Genomic DNA, 22,395 nt, shown 5'->3' with positions numbered 1-22,395 from the left:
TTAAAGAACAAGACCGACGAGCAATCGAACGGTCTTGTTTTACTACTCTTTAAGTTCTCTTAATTTCTTAATGACTTTATCATTGAGAGCATCGAAGTCCTTCTTAGCTTGTTCAAGAACCTTTTTCCACTTAGAACCCTCAGTTTTTAATACTTCTTCCACTTGTTCGGCTTTTTCTTTTAGTTTCTTTTCTATTTCTTTCTTGTCATTTCCAGCAAGTCTATCGTTAACAGAATGTACTTCAAATTCAGCTGGTTCCAAATGAGGAAGGGATTTTTCCATAATGCTTCTAAAAATCGGAACAACATTTTCTGAACTACTACTGGATAGATAATGATTTTTGTCTGTTTTATCATAGCCAACCCAAACAGCACCAACGATATTGGGAGTAAACCCGACGAACCATTGATCTTTTGAACCGTTAATATTGTTGTAGGGAAGTTGGGTAGAACCTGTTTTACCAGCAATATCTACGCCAGCTAACTTTGTTCCTTTACCTGTCCCAGACTCCACGACATTTAACAGCAGGGAAGTTATTTCGCGGGCCACCTTTTTAGAGGTAACCTTAGTTGTAACCGGTTTTCTTTCTGCAATAATATTTCCTGTTGGTCCTACAATCTTCGTAATAAGATGACTATCATTTCTCTTTCCATCGTTTGGAAAAGTGGAGTAAGCTTCAGCTAATTGTAAAGGAGAGATTCCTTTATGCATTCCACCTAAAGCAATACCTAAATACTCATCTTCTTTTTGAAGAGGAATACCAAATTTCTTTAATGATGATAGACCTTTTTCTAACCCAATTTGATCTAGTAACCAAACAGCCGGTACGTTAAGAGAATCTTGTACAGCTTCATACATGGCGACTTCTCCTTTATACGTTTTGGAGGAATTAGTCGGTTTGTATTTTCCGAACGTTAGCTGCTCGTCTTTCAGTTTAGAGGTGATGTGATATCCTTCCTCTAGAGCTGGTGTGTACACGGCTAATGGTTTAAAAGTGGACCCGGGCTGAGTTCTCAGGTGAGTTGCTCGGTTAAAGCCTCGGAAGACATGTTCTCCTCGACCACCAATAAGTCCTCTTACTCCACCTGTATTTGGATCTAATAATACTGCGCCACTTTGTACTAGAACTCCATTATTACCTCGCGGGAAAAGAGAATCATTATTATAGACATTTTCTAGTACAGCTTGAAGGTTTTGATCCATTTCTGTGTAAATACGATAACCTCTTGTTAAGATTTCTTCTTGTGTTAGTCCATATTTAGTTGTTGCTTCGTCAAGGACAGCATCAATATAATATGGATATTTTCTTTCAATAAAGCTTCCGCCACCATCTTCTAATTTTATTTCTTCTGCTTGGGCTAATTTCAACTCTTTTTTAGAAATCATCCCATTTTCATGCATTTTTGTTAATACGATGTTTCGGCGATTGATAGCTCTATCATAATAATGATAAGGGTCGAGTGCGCTTGGTGCTTGAAGAAGCCCCGCCAGAAGAGCAGCCTCACTAGTTGTCACGTTTTTAATATCTTTGTTAAAGTATTTTTTTGACGCTTGATCAATTCCCCACGCACCACTACCGAAATAGACTTGATTTAAATACATTTTTAGAATCTCATCTTTGGAGTAATTCTTTTCTATTTCAACAGCTAAAAATAATTCTTCAATCTTTCTTTTATACGTTCTTTCTGGTGACAACAGGGCGTTCTTCGTTAATTGTTGTGTAAGTGTACTTCCACCACCGGTTATTCGACCAGAAAGTAAGTTTGTGAAAAAGGCACGTGTAATTCCTTTTAAATCAAAACCATTATGTTCATAAAATCGATGGTCCTCGATAGCAACGACAGCATTTTTTACATGTTCAGGAATGTCGTTTACGCTTACTCCTGAAGTTCGGTTAGTTGCTACGTTGGTTGCCATATCACCATCTTTATCGTAAATGACGGTTGATTGTCTTAAACCCTCTTTAAGAGATTGAACATTTGCTTGGTTCGCTAGGAATGCAAAAAACAAAATGGTTAGTAAAATAAAAACTAATAGTGTTAACAATAATATTTGAGTTATATGTTTCTTTCTCCAGAAACGAACAACCCATTCCCAATAAGGTTTGAATCTTTCCATTATGTCTCCTTCTTGCATTAGCTAATTAAAAAAAGTAACCTCTATTAAAGACGTATTTAAAGAGTAAAAGTTTCGCAGTATATTATTTAAAAAAATTAGACCATTAAAAACTAGTTAGGAGTCGGCGCCCTCCGCTCCAATCAACTAGTGACCGTATAGTGTTAATGTTTATTTATTTTCTTAATAATAGAAGCAACAACATAAAATATGGATGTTGCAACGAAGGAAATAAAACCAGGTGACAGACTCTTTGGAAGTAGGCCGTACAATAGTGCACCAAATACAATAGCTAAAATAGCTAGTTTATTAATAGATAACCTGTTACTTCTAATTAATCCCTCAATGTCTTCTTCTGTTAATTGACATTTTTTCACGATAATAAAATCAGAGACAATGACGGCTGAAATAGGAATCACAAGCGTACCTAATAAAGAGATATAATTTTGTGCTTCATTTACCAAAGTAGGGAAGCAACTAAGGACAACAGCAAATACTCCAAACACAAGGGCACTTTTCACTCTTCCTAGTCCTTGAAAGGTGTTCAGGAGGCTGAATCCGCCGGTATAGGCGTTGTTTAAGTTAATAGATATCATCGATACAAACACACATATAAAAATTAAAAATAGGACAACATACGATGAGGTTAACGTACTAGCTGATACAAATGGATTCCATTCTCCTAATAGAGAAGCGGAAAGTGCACCTAATAAAGCGGTTAAAAGGAATCCGAACGTATTTCCACTGAATAATCCCCAGAAAGCCCCCTTAGAGGACCTTGCATAACGTGCCATGTCAGAAGAGGCACTCACACCTGAAACATATTGAACAAAGGCTAAACTTGAATAAAAGAAAAAGGTTTTTACACTGCCTTGTAACTCCAATATAGGTTGACTAGAGGCTATATTGTTTGCTTCTTGGATGAACAGAACAAACAATACTATCTGACCGATTATTAAAAATGGCATAAAATATTTAGTTGCTTTTTTAACTGCCTCAAATCCAACTAGAGCTAATACACTCATGAGAATTGCTAGAGTAATAGCTACAGGAAGAAAGGATAGCTCAAAATTGAACACTCTTTTTCCTAATTCTATTAAAACGATCGTTCCTCCGATGGTCTGAACAGAAAACCAATAAAGTGATGTTAATGACCGAATAGGAGAGGCGATATATCTTGCTGTAAAGGTTCCTAACATACTTCGAATCGCATACTGAGCAGGAATTCCGTTTTTAGATCCAGGAAAAGTGAGTAATGAAACAAAAAAGAAAGCTGCCGCCGCGCCAATTACAGTTGCTAAAACGGCTGATAAAAAGGATAACCCTCCGTTAAGAACAGCAAGTGCAGGCACAAGAAAATTACCTGAGTTAACGGAAAATGATACTTGTAAAATAAAATAATCATACCAACTTGTTTTTCTAAGCTCTTTTGGGACAGCTTCTAAACCAAACTTTTCAATAGTAGAATGGCGAACAGGCTGTTGAACTTTAGCTGCTGATTCCATAGACTTTGTCCTTTCTATAAGTCTTAATTAAATATTTTCTACTCATTATTCTATACTAGGACTAGCTCTAAAAGGGACTTTTTTTACTCTCCACACTGGTAACAACTGTATAGAAGTAAAATACAGAATAGTTAGAAAACAATACAGGAACACTGGTGTGTAAGGGTTTTCATTGGAGTTTTTTTCGGTTTTCAAAATTTCTCTTTATTCTTGTATTATAAAGGTGGTATATTAGTATCGGATTTAGCATAAATAAAGGATTTTTCTAATAGGAGGCAAGTAAATGCGTATCGGAGTAGCAAAGGAAATTAAAAACAACGAAAACCGTGTTGCGATGACGCCGGCTGGTGTTGTGAACTTACTTAATTTTGGACATGAAGTATTCATTGAGACTGGTGCTGGATTAGGATCAGGTTTCTCAGACGAGGACTATGTAAACGCTGGTGCAAAAATTGTTAACACAGCTGAAGAAGCATGGTCAATGGATATGGTAATGAAAGTTAAAGAACCATTAGAATCAGAATACAAATACTTCCGTGAAGGTTTAATCCTATTTACATACTTACACTTAGCTCCTGAGCCAGAATTAACAAAAGCTTTAATTGATAATAAAGTAATTGGTATCGCGTATGAAACGGTTCAATTACCAAACAATACATTACCTCTATTAACTCCAATGAGTGAAGTGGCTGGAAGAATGGCTACACAAATTGGTGCACAATTCTTAGAAAAAGTGCACGGTGGTAAGGGAATTCTTTTAGCAGGCGTTCCTGGCGTAAAAAGAGGAAAAGTTACAATCATCGGTGGTGGAGTGGCTGGTACAAATGCAGCTAAGATGGCTATCGGTCTTGGTGCACACGTAACAATCATCGACTTAAACCCAGATCGTCTTCGCCAATTAGATGACATCTTCGGTAGTGATGTAACGACATTAATGTCAAATCCATATAACATTGCTGAGGCAGTTAAAGAATCTGACTTAGTTATTGGTGCTGTATTAATTCCAGGTGCAAAAGCTCCTAAACTTGTATCTGAAGAAATGATTCAATCTATGTCTGCTGGTTCAGTAGTTGTAGATATCGCTATTGACCAAGGTGGAATTTTTGAAACAACGGATCGTATTACAACACATGACAACCCTACTTATGAAAAGCATGGAGTTGTTCACTATGCAGTTGCTAATATGCCTGGTGCCGTTCCACGTACGTCTACTATTGCATTAACAAACGTAACGGTTCCTTATGCTGTACAAATTGCTAACAAAGGCTATAAGCAAGCATGTTTAGATAATGAAGCTCTATTAAAAGGAATTAACACATTAGATGGTTTTGTAACTTATGAAGCAGTTGCAGAAGCACATGGTTTAGAATATTCATCTGCTAGAACACTTCTAGAGCGCGCGTAATAAGAAAAGCGCAAGCGCCCCGTTTAGCGAAGTACACTAGTCGCTGGAGCTAGACAGTAGTCTAACTTCAGAAAACATATACTTTCTTACCTATTAAAAAAAGCTCCATGGACATCCATGGAGCTTTTGATATTTATCTAATAACTTGTAATTCCTTAGGAAATTTAGTTAGAATTTCAATTCCGTTGTCTGTAACAACTACATCATCTTCAATTCTTACTCCTGCAACTCCAGGGACGTAAATTCCTGGCTCAATAGTAAAAACCATTCCCTTTTCTAGAAGTAAAGAATTTGTTTCTGTTAATGAAGGGTACTCGTGTACGCTTATTCCTAATCCATGGCCAAGACGATGTGGGAAAAACTCACCATAGCCAGCATCAGCAATAATGTTACGTGCCGTTAAATCTACTTCTGCACAAGTTACTCCCGGTTTACTTACTTCTAGTGCAGCAAGTTGAGCTTTAAGAACTGTATCGTAAATTTCCTTTTGTTTATCGTCTATATCTCCAAATGCAACCGTTCTAGTAATATCAGAACAATATCCATCAACTACTACACCTAAATCAAACAGGACTAGGTCACCTTTTTTAATTTTAGTTAACCCAGGAGTACCGTGTGGAGAAGCTCCATTCGCTCCTGTTAATACCATGGTTGAGAAAGACATTTCCGTTACGCCTTTTTTCTTTAAGGCATATTCTACAGCTGCTAGTACATCCAGTTCTGTTTTTCCTTCTTGAATTTCGGAACAACCAACTTCAATGGCGTAATCTGCTAAAGCACATGCCTCACGAATAATGGATAATTCTTTTTCGTCTTTTACTAGTCTTAATTTACGCATTTTTTCTTCTGCAGAAACAAATGATACACCAGGGAAAAGATTTAGTAATGCTTCATAACGCTCCACATTCATGTGCTCTTTTTCAATCGCCATTTTCTCAACACGAATTCCACGTTTATCGATGGCGTTCTTCACTAGTGCCCAAGGATTGTCAATATCACTATGACCAACGATCTCATTTGCCCAGCCAGCGTTTTTGGCATCTTCCTTTTCCATTGCTGGACAGACTAGGAACGGTTCCTCATTTTGAAATACGGCCAAGCCTAGTAAGCGCTCATGAGGGTCACTTAAAAAACCACTTAAATAAAACACACTATCAGGAGACGTTAGGAAACAAAATTCTACCCCTTCATTTTTCATCCAAGAGGAAAGTTTATTTAATCTTTCAGTTGTCATGTAAATTCGCTCCTATTATTTTTTTGATATTTATTGAACTTCAGAAGATGAGAGTATGTAAATATAATAATTTTTCTGAAGTTTGCAACAAAATGAAACTGTACTTTAAAAGTAGCAACTATTAGATGAAATGTAAACTTAAAACTTTGATATTTCATAGGAGAGATGAATGAAACAGCTTGTAAAATGGGTATAAGGTAAAAGGATAAGAAGGACATTTTAATCTTTTGTTGAAGTTTAAAAATGTCTACTCTGTATTATTGAAAGGGGAACCGCGTGATGAAAGTCTCTTATCATGGACATTCTGTTGTAAAAATTGAAGCAAATGGAAAAACGATTTTAATTGATCCTTTTATTTCGGGGAATGGTTTAACAGATTTAAAAGTAAACGACATTAAGCCTGATGTCATTATTTTAACTCATGGGCATGGAGATCATGTGGGAGATACGGTAGAGCTTGCTAAAAATAATGATTCTCTAGTTATAGCGAACTTTGAACTTTCTACATATTTAAGCTGGCAAGGGGTAAAGACCCACGGGATGCATATAGGAGGAGCTTACGAATTTGATTTTGGAAAAGTAAAGCTTACCCCTGCTTTCCACGGTTCAGGTTACGTGACAGAAGATAAGCAAATCATTTATCTTGGAATGCCTGCGGGAGTGCTAGTAACAATTGATGGAAAAACCATTTACCATGCTGGTGACACTGGATTATTTTCAGATATGAAATTAATTGGTGACCGTCATCCAATCGATTTAGCTTTCCTGCCAATTGGAGATAATTTTACAATGGGTCCAGAGGATGCGGCTTATGCGGCTGGGCTATTAGGAGCAAAACAAGTAGTTCCTATTCATTTCAATACTTTCCCACCAATTAAGCAAGACCCTAATAGGTTTGTAGAAATGCTGCCGGCAGGGGTTGGGAAAGTGCTACAGTCTGGGGAATCTATTGAACTCTAATCAAAGTGTAGAGCAGTCCTATTTAAGGGCTGCTTTTTGTTAACCCTCCTTTTAATTTAATTCGACTTTTTTACGACTTGTCCGCATATGTTGGATATAAAGTAATTAATTTAAAGGAGGATATTATGAATAAAAATCGATACTTACTTTGTCTGTTAGTATGCGGTATGATGCTCTATTACGCCGTACCTAATCTATCTGTTTTTAGTGAGGGTCCTTCTGGGATATTCGCAATTTCCTGGCTTGTGCTTGCTCTATTTGTCATCGCTGGAAATCTATCCGCATTGTTATACGCTCCTAAGAAGTCTAACGTTCGAGCAGAGCGAACTTTAAAACAAGTTAGAAAAAGACTTCGCTCTAATTAATAAGTAACTTATATAGAAACTTCATCCTCTAACAATAAATTGAATACAAATACTATTCACTTTATAATAAGACTTAGTATCTATGGTCAATTAAGGAAATTCAAATAGAGGGTGAAGGTCTTGGCAACAAAGCACGAACAAATTTTACAATATATAGATGATTTACCGATTGGAGAAAAAATCTCAGTTAGACAAATCGCCAAGGCACTGAATGTTAGTGAAGGAACGGCATACAGAGCCATTAAGGATGCAGAAAATAAAGGGTATGTAAGTACTATTGAACGTGTTGGAACAATTAGAATTGAACGGAAAAAGAAAGAAAATATTGAAAAGCTTACTTATGCAGAAGTCGTAAACATCGTGGATGGTCAAGTATTAGGTGGCCGAGCAGGTCTTCACAAAACGTTGAACAAGTTCGTTATTGGTGCGATGAAGCTTGAAGCGATGATGCGCTACACAGGTGCGGATAACCTACTCATTGTCGGGAACCGTACGAAGGCACATGAATATGCTTTGAATGCTGGTGCAGCAGTTTTAGTAACAGGTGGATTTGATACGGAAGAGCATGTAAAGAAATTAGCTGACGAGCTTGAACTACCGATTATTTCTAGTAGCTACGACACGTTCACTGTTGCCACCATGATTAACAGAGCCATTTATGACCAATTAATTAAAAAAGAAATTGTGCTAGTAGAGGATATATTAACTCCTATTGAAGACACGGCTTTCTTAAAGACAACAGACACACTAGACAAATGGTACGAGTTAAACGGTGAAACTCTTCATAGCCGCTTTCCTGTTGTGGACCAGAATATGAAAGTACAAGGGATGCTCACCTCAAAGGACGTAATGGGAATCAGTAGAGAAACTCCTATCGAAAAAATTATGACTAAGAACCCAATGACCGTTGGGGGAAAAACGAGTGTAGCTTCCTCTGCTCATATGATGGTCTGGGAAGGAATTGAAGTACTTCCTGTTGTGAATGATAGTAACAAATTAGAAGGAATTATTAGCAGACAAGATGTACTGAAAGCCCTTCAAATGATTCAGCGTCAACCACAGGTAGGTGAAACAATTGATGATATAGTTACAAACCAGTTGGTATTAACAAGAGGGAAGACTAAGAATGATGATGTTTTCCGTTGTGAGGTTACTCCTCAAATGACCAATCATCTGGGGACCATCTCCTATGGAGTCTTCACAACCATTGTTACGGAAGCTGCCAATGGTATCTTAAGAGGATACAAAAAAGGCGATCTCGTTGTTGAAAACATGACCATTTATTTTATTAAACCAGTCCAAATCGACAGTTTATTAGAAATTTACCCGAAAGTATTAGAGGTTGGGCGTAAGTTTGGTAAGGTAGATGTTGAAGTGTTCAACGAGGGAGTATTGGTTGGTAAAGCCATGATGATGTGCCAGCTTATAGATCGGCATTAATTAACGAACGAAAGCCTCTCCACAGGGAGAGGCTTTTAAAATTCATTACTTTTTGTTTAACGATTCAGCTTCCTGTATGGCAATCGGTAGATAGTGTTTGTAGGCTTTCCTTCCACCTAATATATTTATTGCCCCTAAAATAATAAAAATAGCGGAAACTATATAAGTTGTAGTGGACTGATTAATAAATAATTGGTTAACACCAAAAAGAAAAACGAAGACTCCTAGTGCTATACTAGATTTAGATGCTAGCCATTTCTTTTCTGCTGGGCGTTTTGTGCGAAAGTATTTAATTTTATAAAAAACGTAAAAGGCTAAAGCAAAGATAATTAAGATGGCAAATATAGGCATAGTTTTAATCCTCCAAGTTTCGACAATCTCATTTCATTTTACCGACTTTCTAAGAAAAATTCCACTAACCTTGCTTTTTCTTTTTTGACTTTTATGTTAAAAAGAAAATATGTTAGTTGTTTTTCTTAAATTTTGGTAGGAAGGGAAAAATAACTTAAAATAGTTAGTATGTTGATCTTATCTTACTTAAAGTTTTTTACATAAAGATAATGACGCTTTTTAAACAATAACGGTTCTAAGGAGTAGTGTATGAAAAGAGAAATATTAGATATGATCAAAGAGTATGAGACCATTATCATCCATCGTCATGTTCGTCCCGATCCAGATGCTTATGGATCGCAAGGTGGACTTGCGGAAGTATTGAAAGCTTCATTTCCTGATAAGAACATTTATACAGTAGGAAGGGAAGAGGAAACCTTAAATTTTATGCGCCGTCTCGATGTCATTCCTGATGAAACATACAATGGAGCTCTTGTAATCATAACAGATACAGCCAATCAGGAAAGAATTTGTGATGAACGTTACCGCCTTGGCGACAAAGTTATCAAAATTGATCATCATCCAAATGAGGACCCATATGGAGATTTATTATGGGTTGATACGGATGCTAGCTCAGTTAGTGAGATGATTTATGAATTTTATCTTTTTGGGAAAGATCTTGGTTTGAAAATGTCAGATGAGGCAGCAAGATTACTTTATGCTGGCATTGTTGGCGATACTGGACGTTTTCTCTATCCAAGTACAACGGAAAAAACTTTCTCATATGCAGGAGAGTTAATTCACTATAACTTCTCTCGTAACGACCTATACGATAAAATGTATGAACTTTCACCAAATGTAGTAAAGCTAAACGGTTATGTTCTCCTAAACTTTGAAATGAGCAACGATGGAGTTGCTTCCATGATTTTACGGAAAGAATTACTTCAAGAATACGGAATTAGAGCTTCAGAAGCTTCTTTACTTGTAAGTACCCTTGGCAATGTGGCTGGAATTAAAGCCTGGGTATTCTTTATTGAAGAGGAAGACCAAATTCGAGTACGTTTACGCTCAAAAGGGCCAGTTATTAATGGAGTGGCTAAAAAGTACAAAGGCGGAGGTCATCCTCTTGCAGCAGGTGCATCTATCTTTTCGTGGGATGAAATGGATGATGTCATTAGGGATTTAAAAGAAGTGTGTGCCAAGCAATAGTAAGAAACGCTCGACTGGTCATTACTAGTCGAGCGTTTTAATCTGCTAATTTGATATGCAATTGAATAGACACCTTAGTATAAAATACGATCTCTCTGACCTCTAATTCGTAACGCTTCTCATGAGCTTTAACTGTTTTATTTTCAATTGCCTTACGAATGAGTTCTCTACTTTTGTAGGCTGTATCAATGTCTTTAGCTAATAACACACTAATATCCTCTTTAATAGACTCTTCAATTTCAAAAACCGTATAGGAATCCAGCTTATATTTCTCGCTATTTGTAATTTTTACGTTAATTTCTTGAACCATTAACAATTCTTTATTCTTTTTATTAATTTCATTGTAATCCTCTTGCCAAATTTTTTTTTCATTCTTTAAATCTCTAATATCCTCTTCCTGTTTTTCTATTTTCATGCTGTATTCTTCCTGCCACTCACCAAAGATATACAAAAAAATACACCAGCTAATAACACCACCAATAGCCATCCCGGCAAAAAATCTTTGCCAAGAGGCTTGACGATAATAGGGAGGAATTCTCATGATGAAATATGCTCCCCTGTTAACCAGGTGATAAGGAGTGCCCCTGTTTGTGCACCGCCTAAAGCCGATAGAATCAGTAAAAATTGCTTAAAAATATCCTTTGTTTCCCCATCGAATAAGCCTCTTTCAAAGCTATATACAGCATCAAAAGTTCCCCCAATTGCAGCAACAATAGCCCAAATTCGAATAGAGGATGAAATACGATAAATTTCGGTTAAAGGAGGCCGTCCTGTTAGAAAGGCAGCAAGCCCTCCGATTAAGGCACCACCAAGTAAAACTCCTAGAGCAATAAAATAGCTATCAATAAATACTTGAAAAAAGCGTTGTTCGTTCATGTAAATCATCCTCAATGTGAGATTAGAAACTCGTAATAGTACATCATATGGACAAACTCAACTAAATATGTTTTACAGTTAGCCAATAGATAGTAGATAATAGATAAATTTAGGATGGACGATGAATAATTCTAGTTTGAAAAGGAGAACATATTTTCTTTTTTTTACATGAAGTCCTATAATAAAAGTAAGAGAAAAACGTTCTTAAGAAGTAAGTAAGGGGTGTAAAAAATGTCTTTTGTTCACCTTCATGTATATAGTGCATTTAGCTTGTTAACGAGTTCGGCAACAATAGAGAGTTTAGTAAAAGAAGCAAAAAACAGAGGATACTCCTCAATTGCTCTTACCGATCGGAATGTGATGTACGGAACGATTGCTTTTTATAAAGAGTGTATAAAGCAATCAATTAAACCCATTATCGGATTAACAGTGGATGTTTTAAGTGAGAAGGGGGAAGGGGAAGCCTATCCACTAGTTTTACTTGCACGAAACCAAATGGGACTTCAAAATCTCTTGAAAATAACGAGTGTAGTTCAAACGAAGTCACAAGAAGGAATACCTGTAAAATGGCTAAAGCATTATACAGCTGGCTTGATTGCCATCACTCCCGGTATGTCTGGAGAGATTGAGCAGAATCTTTTAAATAATAATGAGGACGGAGCTAAAAATAGTCTCGAATTATATCTCCATTTATTTGGGAAGGACGGTTTTTATTTAGCGATTCAAGATCATAAAACGAATGCAGAAAATGAAATTAAAGCAAAAATGCTTCAACTAGCTAATGAGTACAATCTAAAAATCGTGGCTTCAAATGAGGTTTCTTACATAGATAAAGAGGATGCATTTGCACAAGAGTGTCTTTTAGCGATAAAAAACGGACATAAAATGCAAGATGAGGACAGGGAGCGTCTTCAGACGGAAGAGTATTATTTGAAATCACCACAAGAAATGGTTGAGATTTTTTCCGATATTCCTGAAGCTTTAGAAAACAGTTTATATATAGCAGAACAATGTAATGTAATGGTTGAGTTAAATACGCAAAAACTTCCCAAATACCCAACTGAAAGAGGGATAACCGCAGATGAACTTCTTGAGTCCATCTGTTTAGATGGTTATAGAGAGCGCTACCCTGTCCAAACAGAGGAACAAAAGGAACGGTTAAAATACGAGCTGAAAATTATTAAAGAAATGAAATTCTCCGATTACTTTTTAATTGTGTGGGACTTCATGAAGTTTTCTCGGGAAAACGGAATACTAACAGGTCCTGGAAGGGGATCTGCAGCCGGGTCTATGGTGGCATACGTTCTATATATTACAGACGTTGACCCTATTGAACATGATTTATTATTTGAGCGATTCTTAAACCCAGAAAGAATATCAATGCCCGATATAGATATTGATTTCCCAGATCACCGAAGAGACGAAGTAATCGAATATGTTTCAAAAAAATATGGAGAACTACACGTAGCTCAAATTATTACGTTTGGTACATTAGCTGCCAAAGCTGTCGTAAGAGATGTAGGAAGGGCGTTCGGATTAAACAGTAAGGAGCTTGATACACTTTCCAGACATATTCCTTCGAGACTTGGCATAACGTTGAAAAATGCTTATCAAGAATCTGAAGGGTTAAGAAGATTTGTGAATGAATCACCGCTAAATCAAAAGCTATTTGACACAGCGCTTAAATTAGAGGGTTTGCCAAGACATACATCGACACATGCAGCGGGAGTTGTGATCTCAGAAGAGCCACTAGTGAATACAATCCCTATTCAGAGTGGACATGAAAATGTTTATCTTACTCAATATGCGATGGAGCATTTGGAGGACGTTGGGCTATTAAAAATGGACTTCTTAGGTCTCAGAAATCTAACATTAATTGAAACTATATTAGACTCCATTCAAAGAAAAACAGGGAGAAGATTGGATATAAAAGCTATTCCGTTAGAGGATGAAGCCACTTTTCGTTTATTGAGTAAGGGTGAAACAACAGGAATCTTTCAATTAGAGTCTGATGGAATGAGAAATGTATTGAAAAGACTAATGCCATCACGTTTTGAAGACATTGTTGCTGTTAATGCTCTGTATAGACCTGGACCAATGGAGAATATACCCGTTTATATTGACCGAAAACATGGAAGGGAAACGGTAACCTATCCACATCCTGATTTGGAACCTCTTTTAGAAAATACGTATGGGGTTATTGTTTATCAGGAGCAAATTATGCAAATTGCTTCAAAGCTAGCTGGTTTTTCTCTAGGAGAAGCAGACTTATTAAGGCGTGCGGTAGGTAAAAAGCAAAAAGAAGTCCTAGATAAGGAAAGAAATCATTTTCTAAATGGTGCGATAACAAACGGCTATACAGAAGATGTGGCAAACGTAATTTATGACTTAATTGTTAAGTTTGCAAATTATGGCTTTAATAGAAGTCATGCAGTGGCTTACAGCTTCATAGCTTATCAATTGGCCTATCTTAAAGCGCATTATCCTCTATACTTTATGGCTGCCCTATTATCATCTGTTGTGGGGAACGATACAAAAATTGCCCAATATATTCGTGAATTAAAGGAAATGGACATCAGCATCTTATCTCCTTCTATCAATCAGAGCGGATATTCTTTCTTAGTAGAGAACGGTAGCATCCGTTATAGTTTGGCCGCTATTAAGGGAGTGGGAATAGCTGCATTAAAGGAAATCTTTTCAGCTAGGAAAACCAAAAAGTTTGTTGATTTATTTGATTTATGCTTAAGAGTTCCACCAAGAGCGGTTAATCGAAAAACCCTTGAATCACTTATCCATTCGGGAAGCCTAGACGAATTTGGAGAAGACCGTGCCGTCCTTTTGGCTAGTCTCGATGTTGCACTCGATCATGCACAACTAGTGAACCCTTTTGATACAAGTGAAGGGGATTTATTTGCAGAGGATGAATTTTTTATTAAGCCCAAATATGTTGAAGTGGACCCTATCCGCTCGGAAGACAAGCTTCAATTTGAGAAGGAAGCTTTAGGGTTATATTTATCGGATCATCCTGTATCTATTTTTAAAAAGTATTTTGGAGATTTAGGTGCAAAGCAACTTTCGCAAATTCAAGATTCTAAAGGAAATGTTACTTCGGTTGTTTATATATTAGAATCAAAAAAAATTCGAACGAAAAAAGGAGAGGCAATGGCTTTCCTAACAATAAGCGATCAAACTGGGGACATGGAAGCAGTTGCATTTCCAACCGTTTTCAATAGGATAAGTGTTCTTTTACAAAAAGGATCGATTATCATGTTATCAGGAAAAATAGACATCAGAGATGGAAAAGGTCAATTTATTGTACAAAATGCTAGAGATATGAAAGAAGTAACAGAAGATCTTAAGCATAATAGAGGAACACTATATATTAAGATTGAAACAAATGAAGGAAAAAACGACCAATTAAAAAAATTAAAGACCTTGCTTCAAAAATATCATGGGAATGTATCCGTTGTTTTGTATTATGAACAAGAAGATCGAAGTGTCAAACTAAGAAAAGAAGATTGGATAAATCCTACTGAGGATTGTATAGAAGAATTGAAAAGACTATTAGGAGAAAAGAATGTCATTTTAAAACAATGAAGGAAGTAGTGAACCTAAAAAAACAGTAAATCTTATTGTGAAATATTGTTTTTTGGGGTAGACATCACACCCATCCCAGACAAATACATGAAATTATTGAAAATATAGGGACAAGAATGCTATCAACATTATTCTTTACAACTTTATAGAATATGTTATATTCTTGTAAAGAAGTGGTCTGACCACTAGATAGGTATTTAAGTCATCTATGCGACCATTTAAGGAGTGAATCAGTTTGACTTTACGTGAAGAAGCTTTGCATATGCATAGAGCTAATAAAGGTAAATTAGAGTCAAAATCAAAAGTACAAGTGAAAAACGCAAAGGATTTAAGCTTAGCTTATTCTCCAGGGGTAGCGGAACCTTGTAAAGAAATTTATGATAAACCAGAGACTGTATATGACTATACAATGAAAGGCAATATGGTAGCTGTGGTTTCAGATGGTACAGCTGTACTTGGTCTAGGAAACATTGGTCCAGAGGCTGCTTTGCCAGTAATGGAAGGTAAGGCCGTCCTATTTAAGAGCTTTGCTGGTGTAGATGCCTTCCCGATTTGTTTAAATACAACAGATGTAGATAAGATTGTAGAGACGGTCAAACTTTTAGAACCCACATTTGGTGGGGTAAATCTTGAAGATATCGCAGCACCAAATTGCTTCGTTATAGAAGAACGCTTAAAAAAAGAAACGAATATTCCGATCTTCCATGATGACCAGCATGGTACGGCTATCGTAACGGTAGCAGGATTAGTGAATGCATTAAAACTTGTTAACAAGAAAATGAATGAAATTAAAGTGGTGGCAAATGGAGCTGGAGCTGCTGGTATTGCCATCATCAAATTATTATATAGCTACGGAGTTCGTGACATTATTATGTGCGATACAAAAGGTGCTATTTACGAAGGTCGTCCTCAAGGGATGAATGACATTAAAGAAGAGGTAGCCAAATTCACTAACCGTGATAACTTAAAAGGAAGTCTAGCTGATGTCATTAAAGGTGCAGATGTATTCATTGGAGTATCTGTTGAAGGGGCATTAACATCTGAAATGATTAAAACCATGAATCCAGATCCAATTATTTTTGCAATGGCTAACCCTAATCCTGAAATCATGCCGGAAGAGGCGAAGAATGCTGGAGCGAAAGTAGTGGGTACTGGCCGTTCAGATTTCCCTAATCAGGTGAATAATGTACTGGCGTTCCCTGGAATTTTCCGTGGGGCCCTTGATGTTAGAGCTACTCATATTAATGAAAAAATGAAGGTTGCAGCTGTTGAGGCAATTGCCGGTTTAATTTCAGAGGGTGAGCTTAATCCAGATTATGTAATTCCAGGCCCGTTTGATGCAAGAGTCGCACCTGAAGTGGCTCAAGCTGTAGCAAAAGCGGCTATGGAAACAGGAGTTGCGCGTATAAAGGTAGACCCTGCTGAGGTCAAGGAAAAGACGAGTAGGCTCGCTATAATTGGGAAAAGTGAGTGATATAAAATAGTGGTTTCAAACCAAGTTGGCTCAAAAGTTTATATTGAGATTGTTAAACAACTGCGAAAGATGATTGAACAAGATGGATTGAAACCAGGAGATAAAATCCCTTCAGAACGGGAATTAAGTGAGCGTCTAGCGGTTGGACGCTCCTCCGTAAGGGAAGCTTTAAGAGCTCTAGAACTCCTTGGTTTAATAGAGACACGAAGAGGGGAAGGTACCTTTATTCGTGATTTTAGAAGTAATCAGCTGGTGCAATTATTAAGTACGTTTATCTTACAAGATGATAAAGCTAGAAAAGATGTAGTAGAAACGAAATATCTCATTGAAATGGATTGTTTAAGACTCATTATTGATAGAAATAATGATGAAAAGCTTTCACTTTTGAAAAGTTGGGTTGAACAGCAGGCGTTTTCAGACGATGAGTTCTTTTTGAAAATTGTAGATTTAGCGGATAACCATCTATTTTATCGGATTTGGAATATTTTAAGTGACTATTATCAATCACTTAAATTACCTACAGTAGAAATAGAAAAAATAGAATACTCAAAACTTGTAGAAGCTTTAATGACAAACGAAGAAGAGATTGTAAGAAGGCAGTACGCTCAACTAAGGAAATTGTCGAATGGTTAACGACAAGATTTTGCAGATTTTTTAAAATCATTATTTTAATATGAGATAGTACAAGTATGCTAAAAGCCTATTGTATAGGCGCTAATTTTTTGTGTTAGTGGTCTGACCACTAAGAAAACTTTGTATTTTAATAAAAATGTTAATAATGACAATTAAACTTCAGTCAATAGACAAAGGCGAAGTTTTTTAAATTACGGGGGAGGTTACACCTTGCTTAAGGAGCTATTTACTAAATCCAAAAAGAAAAAATATGCCACTATACCTTCAGAAGCATCAAAGCAAGACGTTCCAGAAGGCATAATGAACAAATGCCCGAACTGTAAAAAAATTATTTATTCAAAAGAATTAATAAAAAATGTAAAAGTATGTTTACACTGTCAATATCACTATCCTATGAATTCAAGTGAAAGAATAGCTAGTTTTTTAGATGAAGGAAGTTTTCAAGAAATGGACAGAGGGATGATTTCAGAGAATCCTCTGCAATTTCCCGATTACACAGAGAAGCTTGAGAAGGACAGACAAAAGACGAATCTTAATGAAGCTGTAGTAACGGGAGTGGGAGAAATTAACGGAAACAAGACAGTTGTAGCCGTTATGGATTCTACATTCCGTATGGGAAGCATGGGGTCTGTTGTAGGAGAAAAAATTACTAGAGCCATTGAAAAAGCAGGTGAGCTTTCTGTTCCTTTTATCATCTTCACAGCATCAGGCGGTGCAAGAATGCAAGAAGGGGTTCTAAGTTTAATGCAAATGGCGAAAACGAGTGTTGCATTAAAGCGATTTAGTGATCAAGGCGGCTTGATTATTTCTATTATGACCCATCCTACTACAGGTGGAGTTTCTGCTAGTTTTGCTTCTCTAGGTGATTATAATTTCGCTGAACCAAAAGCTTTGATTGGTTTTGCAGGAAGAAAAGTTATTGAACAGACGATTAGAGAAGATCTACCGGAGGATTTCCAAACGGCTGAGTTTTTAATGAAACATGGTCAACTAGATGCGGTCATTCCTAGAACCGAGTTAAAGGAACAAATCGGCAAAATACTAGAAATGCATCAACCTGGAGGTGAGCTAGAATGGTAGGAGAATTAGAATTTGAAAAACCAGTAATAGAACTACGAAAGAAAATATCAGAGTTAGAACAATTTACAAAAGACGCAGATGTAGACTTAACTTCTGAGATAGAGAAGTTAAAAGCACGTCTTGAGAAATTAGAAAAAGATATTTATGTAAATATGAAGCCATGGGATCGAGTTCAGATTGCTAGACATCCTAACCGCCCTACGACTCTAGACTATATCTCCAATTTATTTACAGATTTCTTTGAATGTCACGGCGACCGCTCTTTCGGAGACGATGAGGCAATCGTAGGTGGAATCGCGAAATTCCATGGACTACCAGTAACCGTTATTGGTCATCAAAGAGGAAAAGATACGAAAGAAAACATTAGAAGAAACTTTGGTATGCCACATCCTGAAGGTTACCGTAAAGCATTAAGATTAATGAAACAAGCAGAAAAATTCAGAAGACCGATTATCTGCTTTATTGATACAAAGGGTGCTTATCCAGGTAAAGCAGCAGAAGAAAGAGGGCAAAGTGAAGCAATCGCTCGCAACCTTTTTGAAATGGCTGGCCTTAAAGTTCCTGTTATTTGTATCGTCATCGGAGAAGGTGGAAGCGGTGGGGCACTAGCATTGGGAATCGGAAATCATCTTCATATGCTAGAAAACTCTACTTATTCTGTTATTTCTCCGGAGGGAGCTGCAGCTATTTTATGGAAAGATGCAAGCTTAGCAAAAAAGGCTGCTGAGACTATGAAAATTACTGCTCCAGATTTAAAACAGCTAGGAATCATTGATGATATTATTCCTGAAGTAAAAGGTGGAGCTCACAGAGATGTAAAGGCACAAGGCGAGGAGATTCGCAAAGTGTTATTTTCATCCCTTCAAGAACTAAGGAATCTTACAGAAGAAGAACTTATTGCAAACCGTTACGATAAGTATAAAGCGATGGGTGAATATAAAGAGTTAAATGAATACATTAGTGTAAACTAGATACGTGCTTCTTTTAGCACGTATTCTTTTTCGCTCTAAAGACCAGTCTCATGAAGGAAAAACAATAATTTTGACAAAATCGTGAAGGAAATTACCCTTAATATTCCCTATAAAACGCTTTCAATTCACCGATAATTTAGTCTTTTGAAATATAACAAGGATTCTGTTGAGAAGGTTGTTTCTTCGTGTTATTTTAGAAATAATCCCACGTATTTTGTTAATAATAAATAATACGTCTATAACATGCATCTAAGATGAATTTTATTATAATGTTGCTTTCAACTGTCTGTTGCTAAATTTCTCTTTTATTTTAGCCATATGAATATTATTTAACTAGCAACAAAGCTTAAGAAAGCAGCTTATCATATAATTACTACATATAAATGACTAAATAATTTGAGGTGATCCATTTGAAAAGAATAGGAGTATTAACAAGTGGTGGGGATTCTCCAGGAATGAACGCTGCTGTTCGTGCTGTAGTCCGTAAAGCCATTTATCATAACGTTGAAGTATATGGTGTTTATGGTGGTTACTCTGGGCTAATGACTGGAAATATTAAAAAGCTTGAGCTTGGTTCTGTAGGTGATATTATTCATCGCGGGGGAACAATGCTTTATTCAGCAAGATCTGAAGAGTTCAAAACTAAAGAAGGTCAACAACGTGGTATTGAACAACTTAACAAACATGGTATTGAAGGATTAGTTGTTATCGGTGGTGACGGTTCATACAGGGGGGCAAAAGCTCTTACTGAACAAGGATTCCCATGTGTAGGCGTACCTGGAACCATTGATAATGATATTCCTGGAACTGAATTTACCATTGGATTTGATACTGCATTAAATACAGTTATTGATGCAATTGATAAAATTCGTGATACAGCTACTTCTCATGAAAGAACGTTTGTTATTGAGGTTATGGGAAGAGATGCAGGCGATATTGCTTTATGGGCTGGACTGGCAGGTGGTGCCGAAACCATCCTTATACCTGAAGAAAATTATGATATGAACCAAATTGCTGAAAGACTAAAAAAGGGTCATGAGCGTGGTAAAAAGCACAGTATTATCATTGTTGCTGAAGGCGTATGTAGTGGAGTGGAATTTGGTAAACAGCTGAAAGAAATGACTAACTTTGATACACGAGTATCTGTATTAGGACATATGCAACGCGGGGGCTCACCAACTGCAGCAGACCGAGTTTTAGCTAGTAGATTAGGTGCTAGAGCGGTTGAGTTATTAATAGAAGGCAAGGGTGGACGTGCTGTTGGTATTGAAAGAAACGAACTAGTAGATTACGATATCATCCAAGCATTATCTATGCCGCATAAGGTTGACTTAGGTATGTATCAATTATCAAAAGAGCTTTCGATTTAATCCTTTTTAAATTTAACTGGGGGTTTACAAGATGATGAGAAAAACAAAAATAGTTTGTACTATTGGTCCAGCTAGTGAAAGTGTTGAAAAATTAACACAGCTCATTGAAGCTGGTATGAATGTCGCACGTCTTAATTTTTCTCACGGTGACCATCAAGAGCATGGACAACGTATTCAGAATATCCGTGAGGCAGCTGAACGTACAGGGAAAACAGTAGCGATTTTATTAGATACTAAGGGTCCTGAAATTCGTACAAACAACATGGTTAACGGTGCGATTGAGCTTACAGCCGGAAATAATATCATTATCTCCATGACAGAAGTTGAAGGGACAACGGAGAAATTTTCAGTAACATATGAAGGGCTGATTAAAGATGTACATATCGGTTCTAAAATTTTATTAGATGATGGGCTAATTGGTCTAGAAGTAATAAAAATTGATGAAGATGCTCAAGAGATTCATACGAAAATTTTAAATACGGGTACGCTGAAAAATAAAAAGGGTGTAAACGTACCTGGTGTTTCGGTAAACTTACCTGGAATCACAGAAAAAGATGCAAGTGACATACGCTTTGGTATAGAACAGGGTATCGACTTTATTGCTGCATCCTTTGTACGTCGTGCATCAGATGTTCTAGAAATTAGACAATTATTAGAAAATAATAATGCGGCGCAAATTCACATTATACCTAAGATTGAAAACCAAGAAGGCGTTGACAATATTGATGAAATCTTGGAAATCTCTGATGGTTTAATGGTAGCTCGTGGAGACTTAGGGGTTGAAATTCCAGCAGAAGAAGTACCACTAGTTCAAAAACAATTAATTAAAAAATGTAACGCACAAGGTAAACCAGTTATCACTGCGACACAAATGTTAGACTCGATGCAGCGTAATCCGCGTCCAACGCGAGCAGAAGCAAGTGATGTGGCAAACGCTATTTTTGATGGTACGGATGCAATCATGCTTTCAGGTGAAACAGCAGCAGGCTCATACCCTGTAGAAGCAGTACAAACGATGCATAATATAGCTTCACGTGCTGAATCAGCATTAGCTCATAAAGAAATTTTATCAAGTCGTAGTAAAGACAACGAACACAATATCACAGACGCTATTGGGCAATCGGTTGCACACACAGCGTTGAACTTAGATGTAGATGCTATCATTACTCCAACTGAGAGTGGACATACAGCTAGAATGATTTCTAAGTATCGCCCAAAAGCACCAATTATTGCGGTAACTTCAGATAATGCTGTATCGAGACGTCTTTCTCTTGCATGGGGAGTATATCCTCAAATGGGTCAAAAAGCTACGACTACAGATGATATGCTTGAAACAGCTGTTACAGAGAGCTTAAACAGCGGAATGGTCTCTCATGGCGATTTAGTTGTTATCACAGCAGGAGTTCCTGTTGGTGAAGCTGGTACAACAAACCTAATGAAAATCCATGTAATCGGTGATGTACTCGTAAAGGGTCAAGGAATTGGCCGTAAATCAGCTTTTGGTAAAGTGGTTATTGCTAAAAATGCAGAAGAAGCTTTATCGAAGGTAACGCAAGGTTCGATCTTAGTTACAATTGGTTCTGATGCTGAAATGGTACCTGCCATTGAAAAGTGTAGCGCTCTTATAACAGAAGAAGGTGGATTAACTAGCCATGCTGCTGTTGTAGGATTAAATGTTGGTATCCCAGTTATCGTTGGAATTGATAAAGCTACTACAATCCTTAAGGATGGGCAAGAAATCACTGTTGATGCAAACAGAGGTGTCATTTACAATGGACATGCGAGTGTTCTATAATAAATGATAATCAAAAAAAGGAAGAGGCGCCAAACG

18 protein-coding genes are annotated in these 22,395 nt (G+C 36.9%); 12 read left to right on the top strand and 6 right to left on the bottom strand.

Going from position 1 to position 22,395, the window contains the following annotated elements; genetic code table 11:
* Positions 1 to 42 precede the first annotated feature (42 nt).
* Positions 43 to 2,118, bottom strand: coding sequence for a transglycosylase domain-containing protein (locus tag SM124_RS12155; RefSeq protein WP_322446807.1), 2,076 nt, complete (start codon positions 2,116 to 2,118; stop codon positions 43 to 45).
* A 161-nt stretch (positions 2,119 to 2,279) separates the two neighbouring features.
* A complete protein-coding gene (locus SM124_RS12150; RefSeq protein WP_322446806.1) occupies positions 2,280 to 3,620 on the bottom strand; it encodes a purine-cytosine permease family protein in 1,341 nt (446 codons plus the stop codon).
* 283 nt (positions 3,621 to 3,903) lie between these two features.
* Between SM124_RS12150 and ald the strand changes: the two genes are divergently transcribed.
* A complete protein-coding gene (gene ald / locus SM124_RS12145; protein WP_322446805.1) occupies positions 3,904 to 5,025 on the top strand; it encodes an alanine dehydrogenase in 1,122 nt (373 codons plus the stop codon).
* A 133-nt stretch (positions 5,026 to 5,158) separates the two neighbouring features.
* Here the strand turns inward: ald and SM124_RS12140 are convergent, their stop codons facing one another.
* Positions 5,159 to 6,259 (bottom strand): M24 family metallopeptidase, encoded by a 1,101-nt coding sequence (locus SM124_RS12140; RefSeq protein ID WP_322446804.1) that lies wholly within the window; start codon positions 6,257 to 6,259, stop codon positions 5,159 to 5,161.
* Positions 6,260 to 6,538: 279 nt separating this feature from the next.
* Here SM124_RS12140 and SM124_RS12135 point away from each other — a divergent pair, with 279 nt between their 5' ends.
* From SM124_RS12135 to SM124_RS12125, 3 genes are all read left to right on the top strand, one after another.
* Positions 6,539 to 7,219 (top strand): metal-dependent hydrolase, encoded by a 681-nt coding sequence (locus SM124_RS12135; RefSeq protein ID WP_322446803.1) that lies wholly within the window; start codon positions 6,539 to 6,541, stop codon positions 7,217 to 7,219.
* 125 nt (positions 7,220 to 7,344) lie between these two features.
* On the top strand, positions 7,345 to 7,584 hold the full coding sequence (locus SM124_RS12130) for a hypothetical protein (RefSeq protein WP_322446802.1): 240 nt from the start codon (positions 7,345 to 7,347) through the stop codon (positions 7,582 to 7,584).
* A gap of 120 nt (positions 7,585 to 7,704) precedes the next feature.
* A complete protein-coding gene (locus SM124_RS12125) occupies positions 7,705 to 9,024 on the top strand; it encodes a DRTGG domain-containing protein (RefSeq protein WP_322446801.1) in 1,320 nt (439 codons plus the stop codon).
* A gap of 45 nt (positions 9,025 to 9,069) precedes the next feature.
* Here the strand turns inward: SM124_RS12125 and SM124_RS12120 are convergent, their stop codons facing one another.
* A complete protein-coding gene (locus tag SM124_RS12120) occupies positions 9,070 to 9,375 on the bottom strand; it encodes a YtpI family protein (protein ID WP_322446800.1) in 306 nt (101 codons plus the stop codon).
* A gap of 249 nt (positions 9,376 to 9,624) precedes the next feature.
* On the opposite strand from SM124_RS12120, the gene SM124_RS12115 reads away from it, so the two are divergent.
* A complete protein-coding gene (locus SM124_RS12115) occupies positions 9,625 to 10,563 on the top strand; it encodes a DHH family phosphoesterase (RefSeq protein WP_322446799.1) in 939 nt (312 codons plus the stop codon).
* A gap of 37 nt (positions 10,564 to 10,600) precedes the next feature.
* On the opposite strand, the gene ytrI is transcribed toward SM124_RS12115, so the two are convergent.
* Entirely contained in the window at positions 10,601 to 11,104 is a 504-nt protein-coding gene (gene ytrI / locus SM124_RS12110) for a sporulation membrane protein YtrI (protein ID WP_322446798.1), read from the bottom strand.
* Positions 11,101 to 11,439 carry a sporulation membrane protein YtrH gene (ytrH, locus tag SM124_RS12105; protein WP_322446797.1) on the bottom strand — a complete coding sequence of 113 codons (339 nt, stop codon included), beginning with the start codon at positions 11,437 to 11,439 and terminating at the stop codon, positions 11,101 to 11,103. The genes ytrI and ytrH overlap by 4 nt, the downstream gene beginning before the upstream one ends.
* Positions 11,440 to 11,670: 231 nt before the next feature.
* Here ytrH and dnaE point away from each other — a divergent pair, with 231 nt between their 5' ends.
* From dnaE to pyk, 7 genes are all read left to right on the top strand, one after another.
* The gene (gene dnaE, locus SM124_RS12100) at positions 11,671 to 15,036 is read left to right on the top strand and encodes a DNA polymerase III subunit alpha (RefSeq protein ID WP_322446796.1); all 3,366 of its coding nucleotides are present in this window, start codon (positions 11,671 to 11,673) and stop codon (positions 15,034 to 15,036) included.
* 235 nt (positions 15,037 to 15,271) lie between these two features.
* Positions 15,272 to 16,510: an NADP-dependent malic enzyme gene (gene ystJ, locus SM124_RS12095; RefSeq protein WP_322446795.1), complete on the top strand. Its 1,239-nt coding sequence runs from the start codon at positions 15,272 to 15,274 to the stop codon at positions 16,508 to 16,510.
* 69 nt (positions 16,511 to 16,579) lie between these two features.
* A complete protein-coding gene (locus SM124_RS12090; RefSeq protein ID WP_407691405.1) occupies positions 16,580 to 17,143 on the top strand; it encodes a FadR/GntR family transcriptional regulator in 564 nt (187 codons plus the stop codon).
* A 210-nt stretch (positions 17,144 to 17,353) separates the two neighbouring features.
* Positions 17,354 to 18,223, top strand: a complete 870-nt coding sequence (accD, locus tag SM124_RS12085) for an acetyl-CoA carboxylase, carboxyltransferase subunit beta (protein ID WP_322446793.1) — start codon at positions 17,354 to 17,356, stop codon at positions 18,221 to 18,223.
* On the top strand, positions 18,217 to 19,194 hold the full coding sequence (gene accA, locus SM124_RS12080) for an acetyl-CoA carboxylase carboxyl transferase subunit alpha (RefSeq protein WP_322446792.1): 978 nt from the start codon (positions 18,217 to 18,219) through the stop codon (positions 19,192 to 19,194). The genes accD and accA overlap by 7 nt, the downstream gene beginning before the upstream one ends.
* Positions 19,195 to 19,604: 410 nt before the next feature.
* On the top strand, positions 19,605 to 20,564 hold the full coding sequence (gene pfkA, locus SM124_RS12075; protein ID WP_322446791.1) for a 6-phosphofructokinase: 960 nt from the start codon (positions 19,605 to 19,607) through the stop codon (positions 20,562 to 20,564).
* 34 nt (positions 20,565 to 20,598) lie between these two features.
* Positions 20,599 to 22,359: a pyruvate kinase gene (gene pyk, locus SM124_RS12070; protein ID WP_322446932.1), complete on the top strand. Its 1,761-nt coding sequence runs from the start codon at positions 20,599 to 20,601 to the stop codon at positions 22,357 to 22,359.
* Positions 22,360 to 22,395: the final 36 nt, after the last annotated feature.

Origin of the sequence: Robertmurraya mangrovi (genome assembly GCF_034427655.1) — a bacterium.
Classification (GTDB): domain Bacteria; phylum Bacillota; class Bacilli; order Bacillales; family Cytobacillaceae; genus Robertmurraya_A; species Robertmurraya_A mangrovi.
This window is presented reverse-complemented; position numbering and strand designations above follow the sequence as displayed.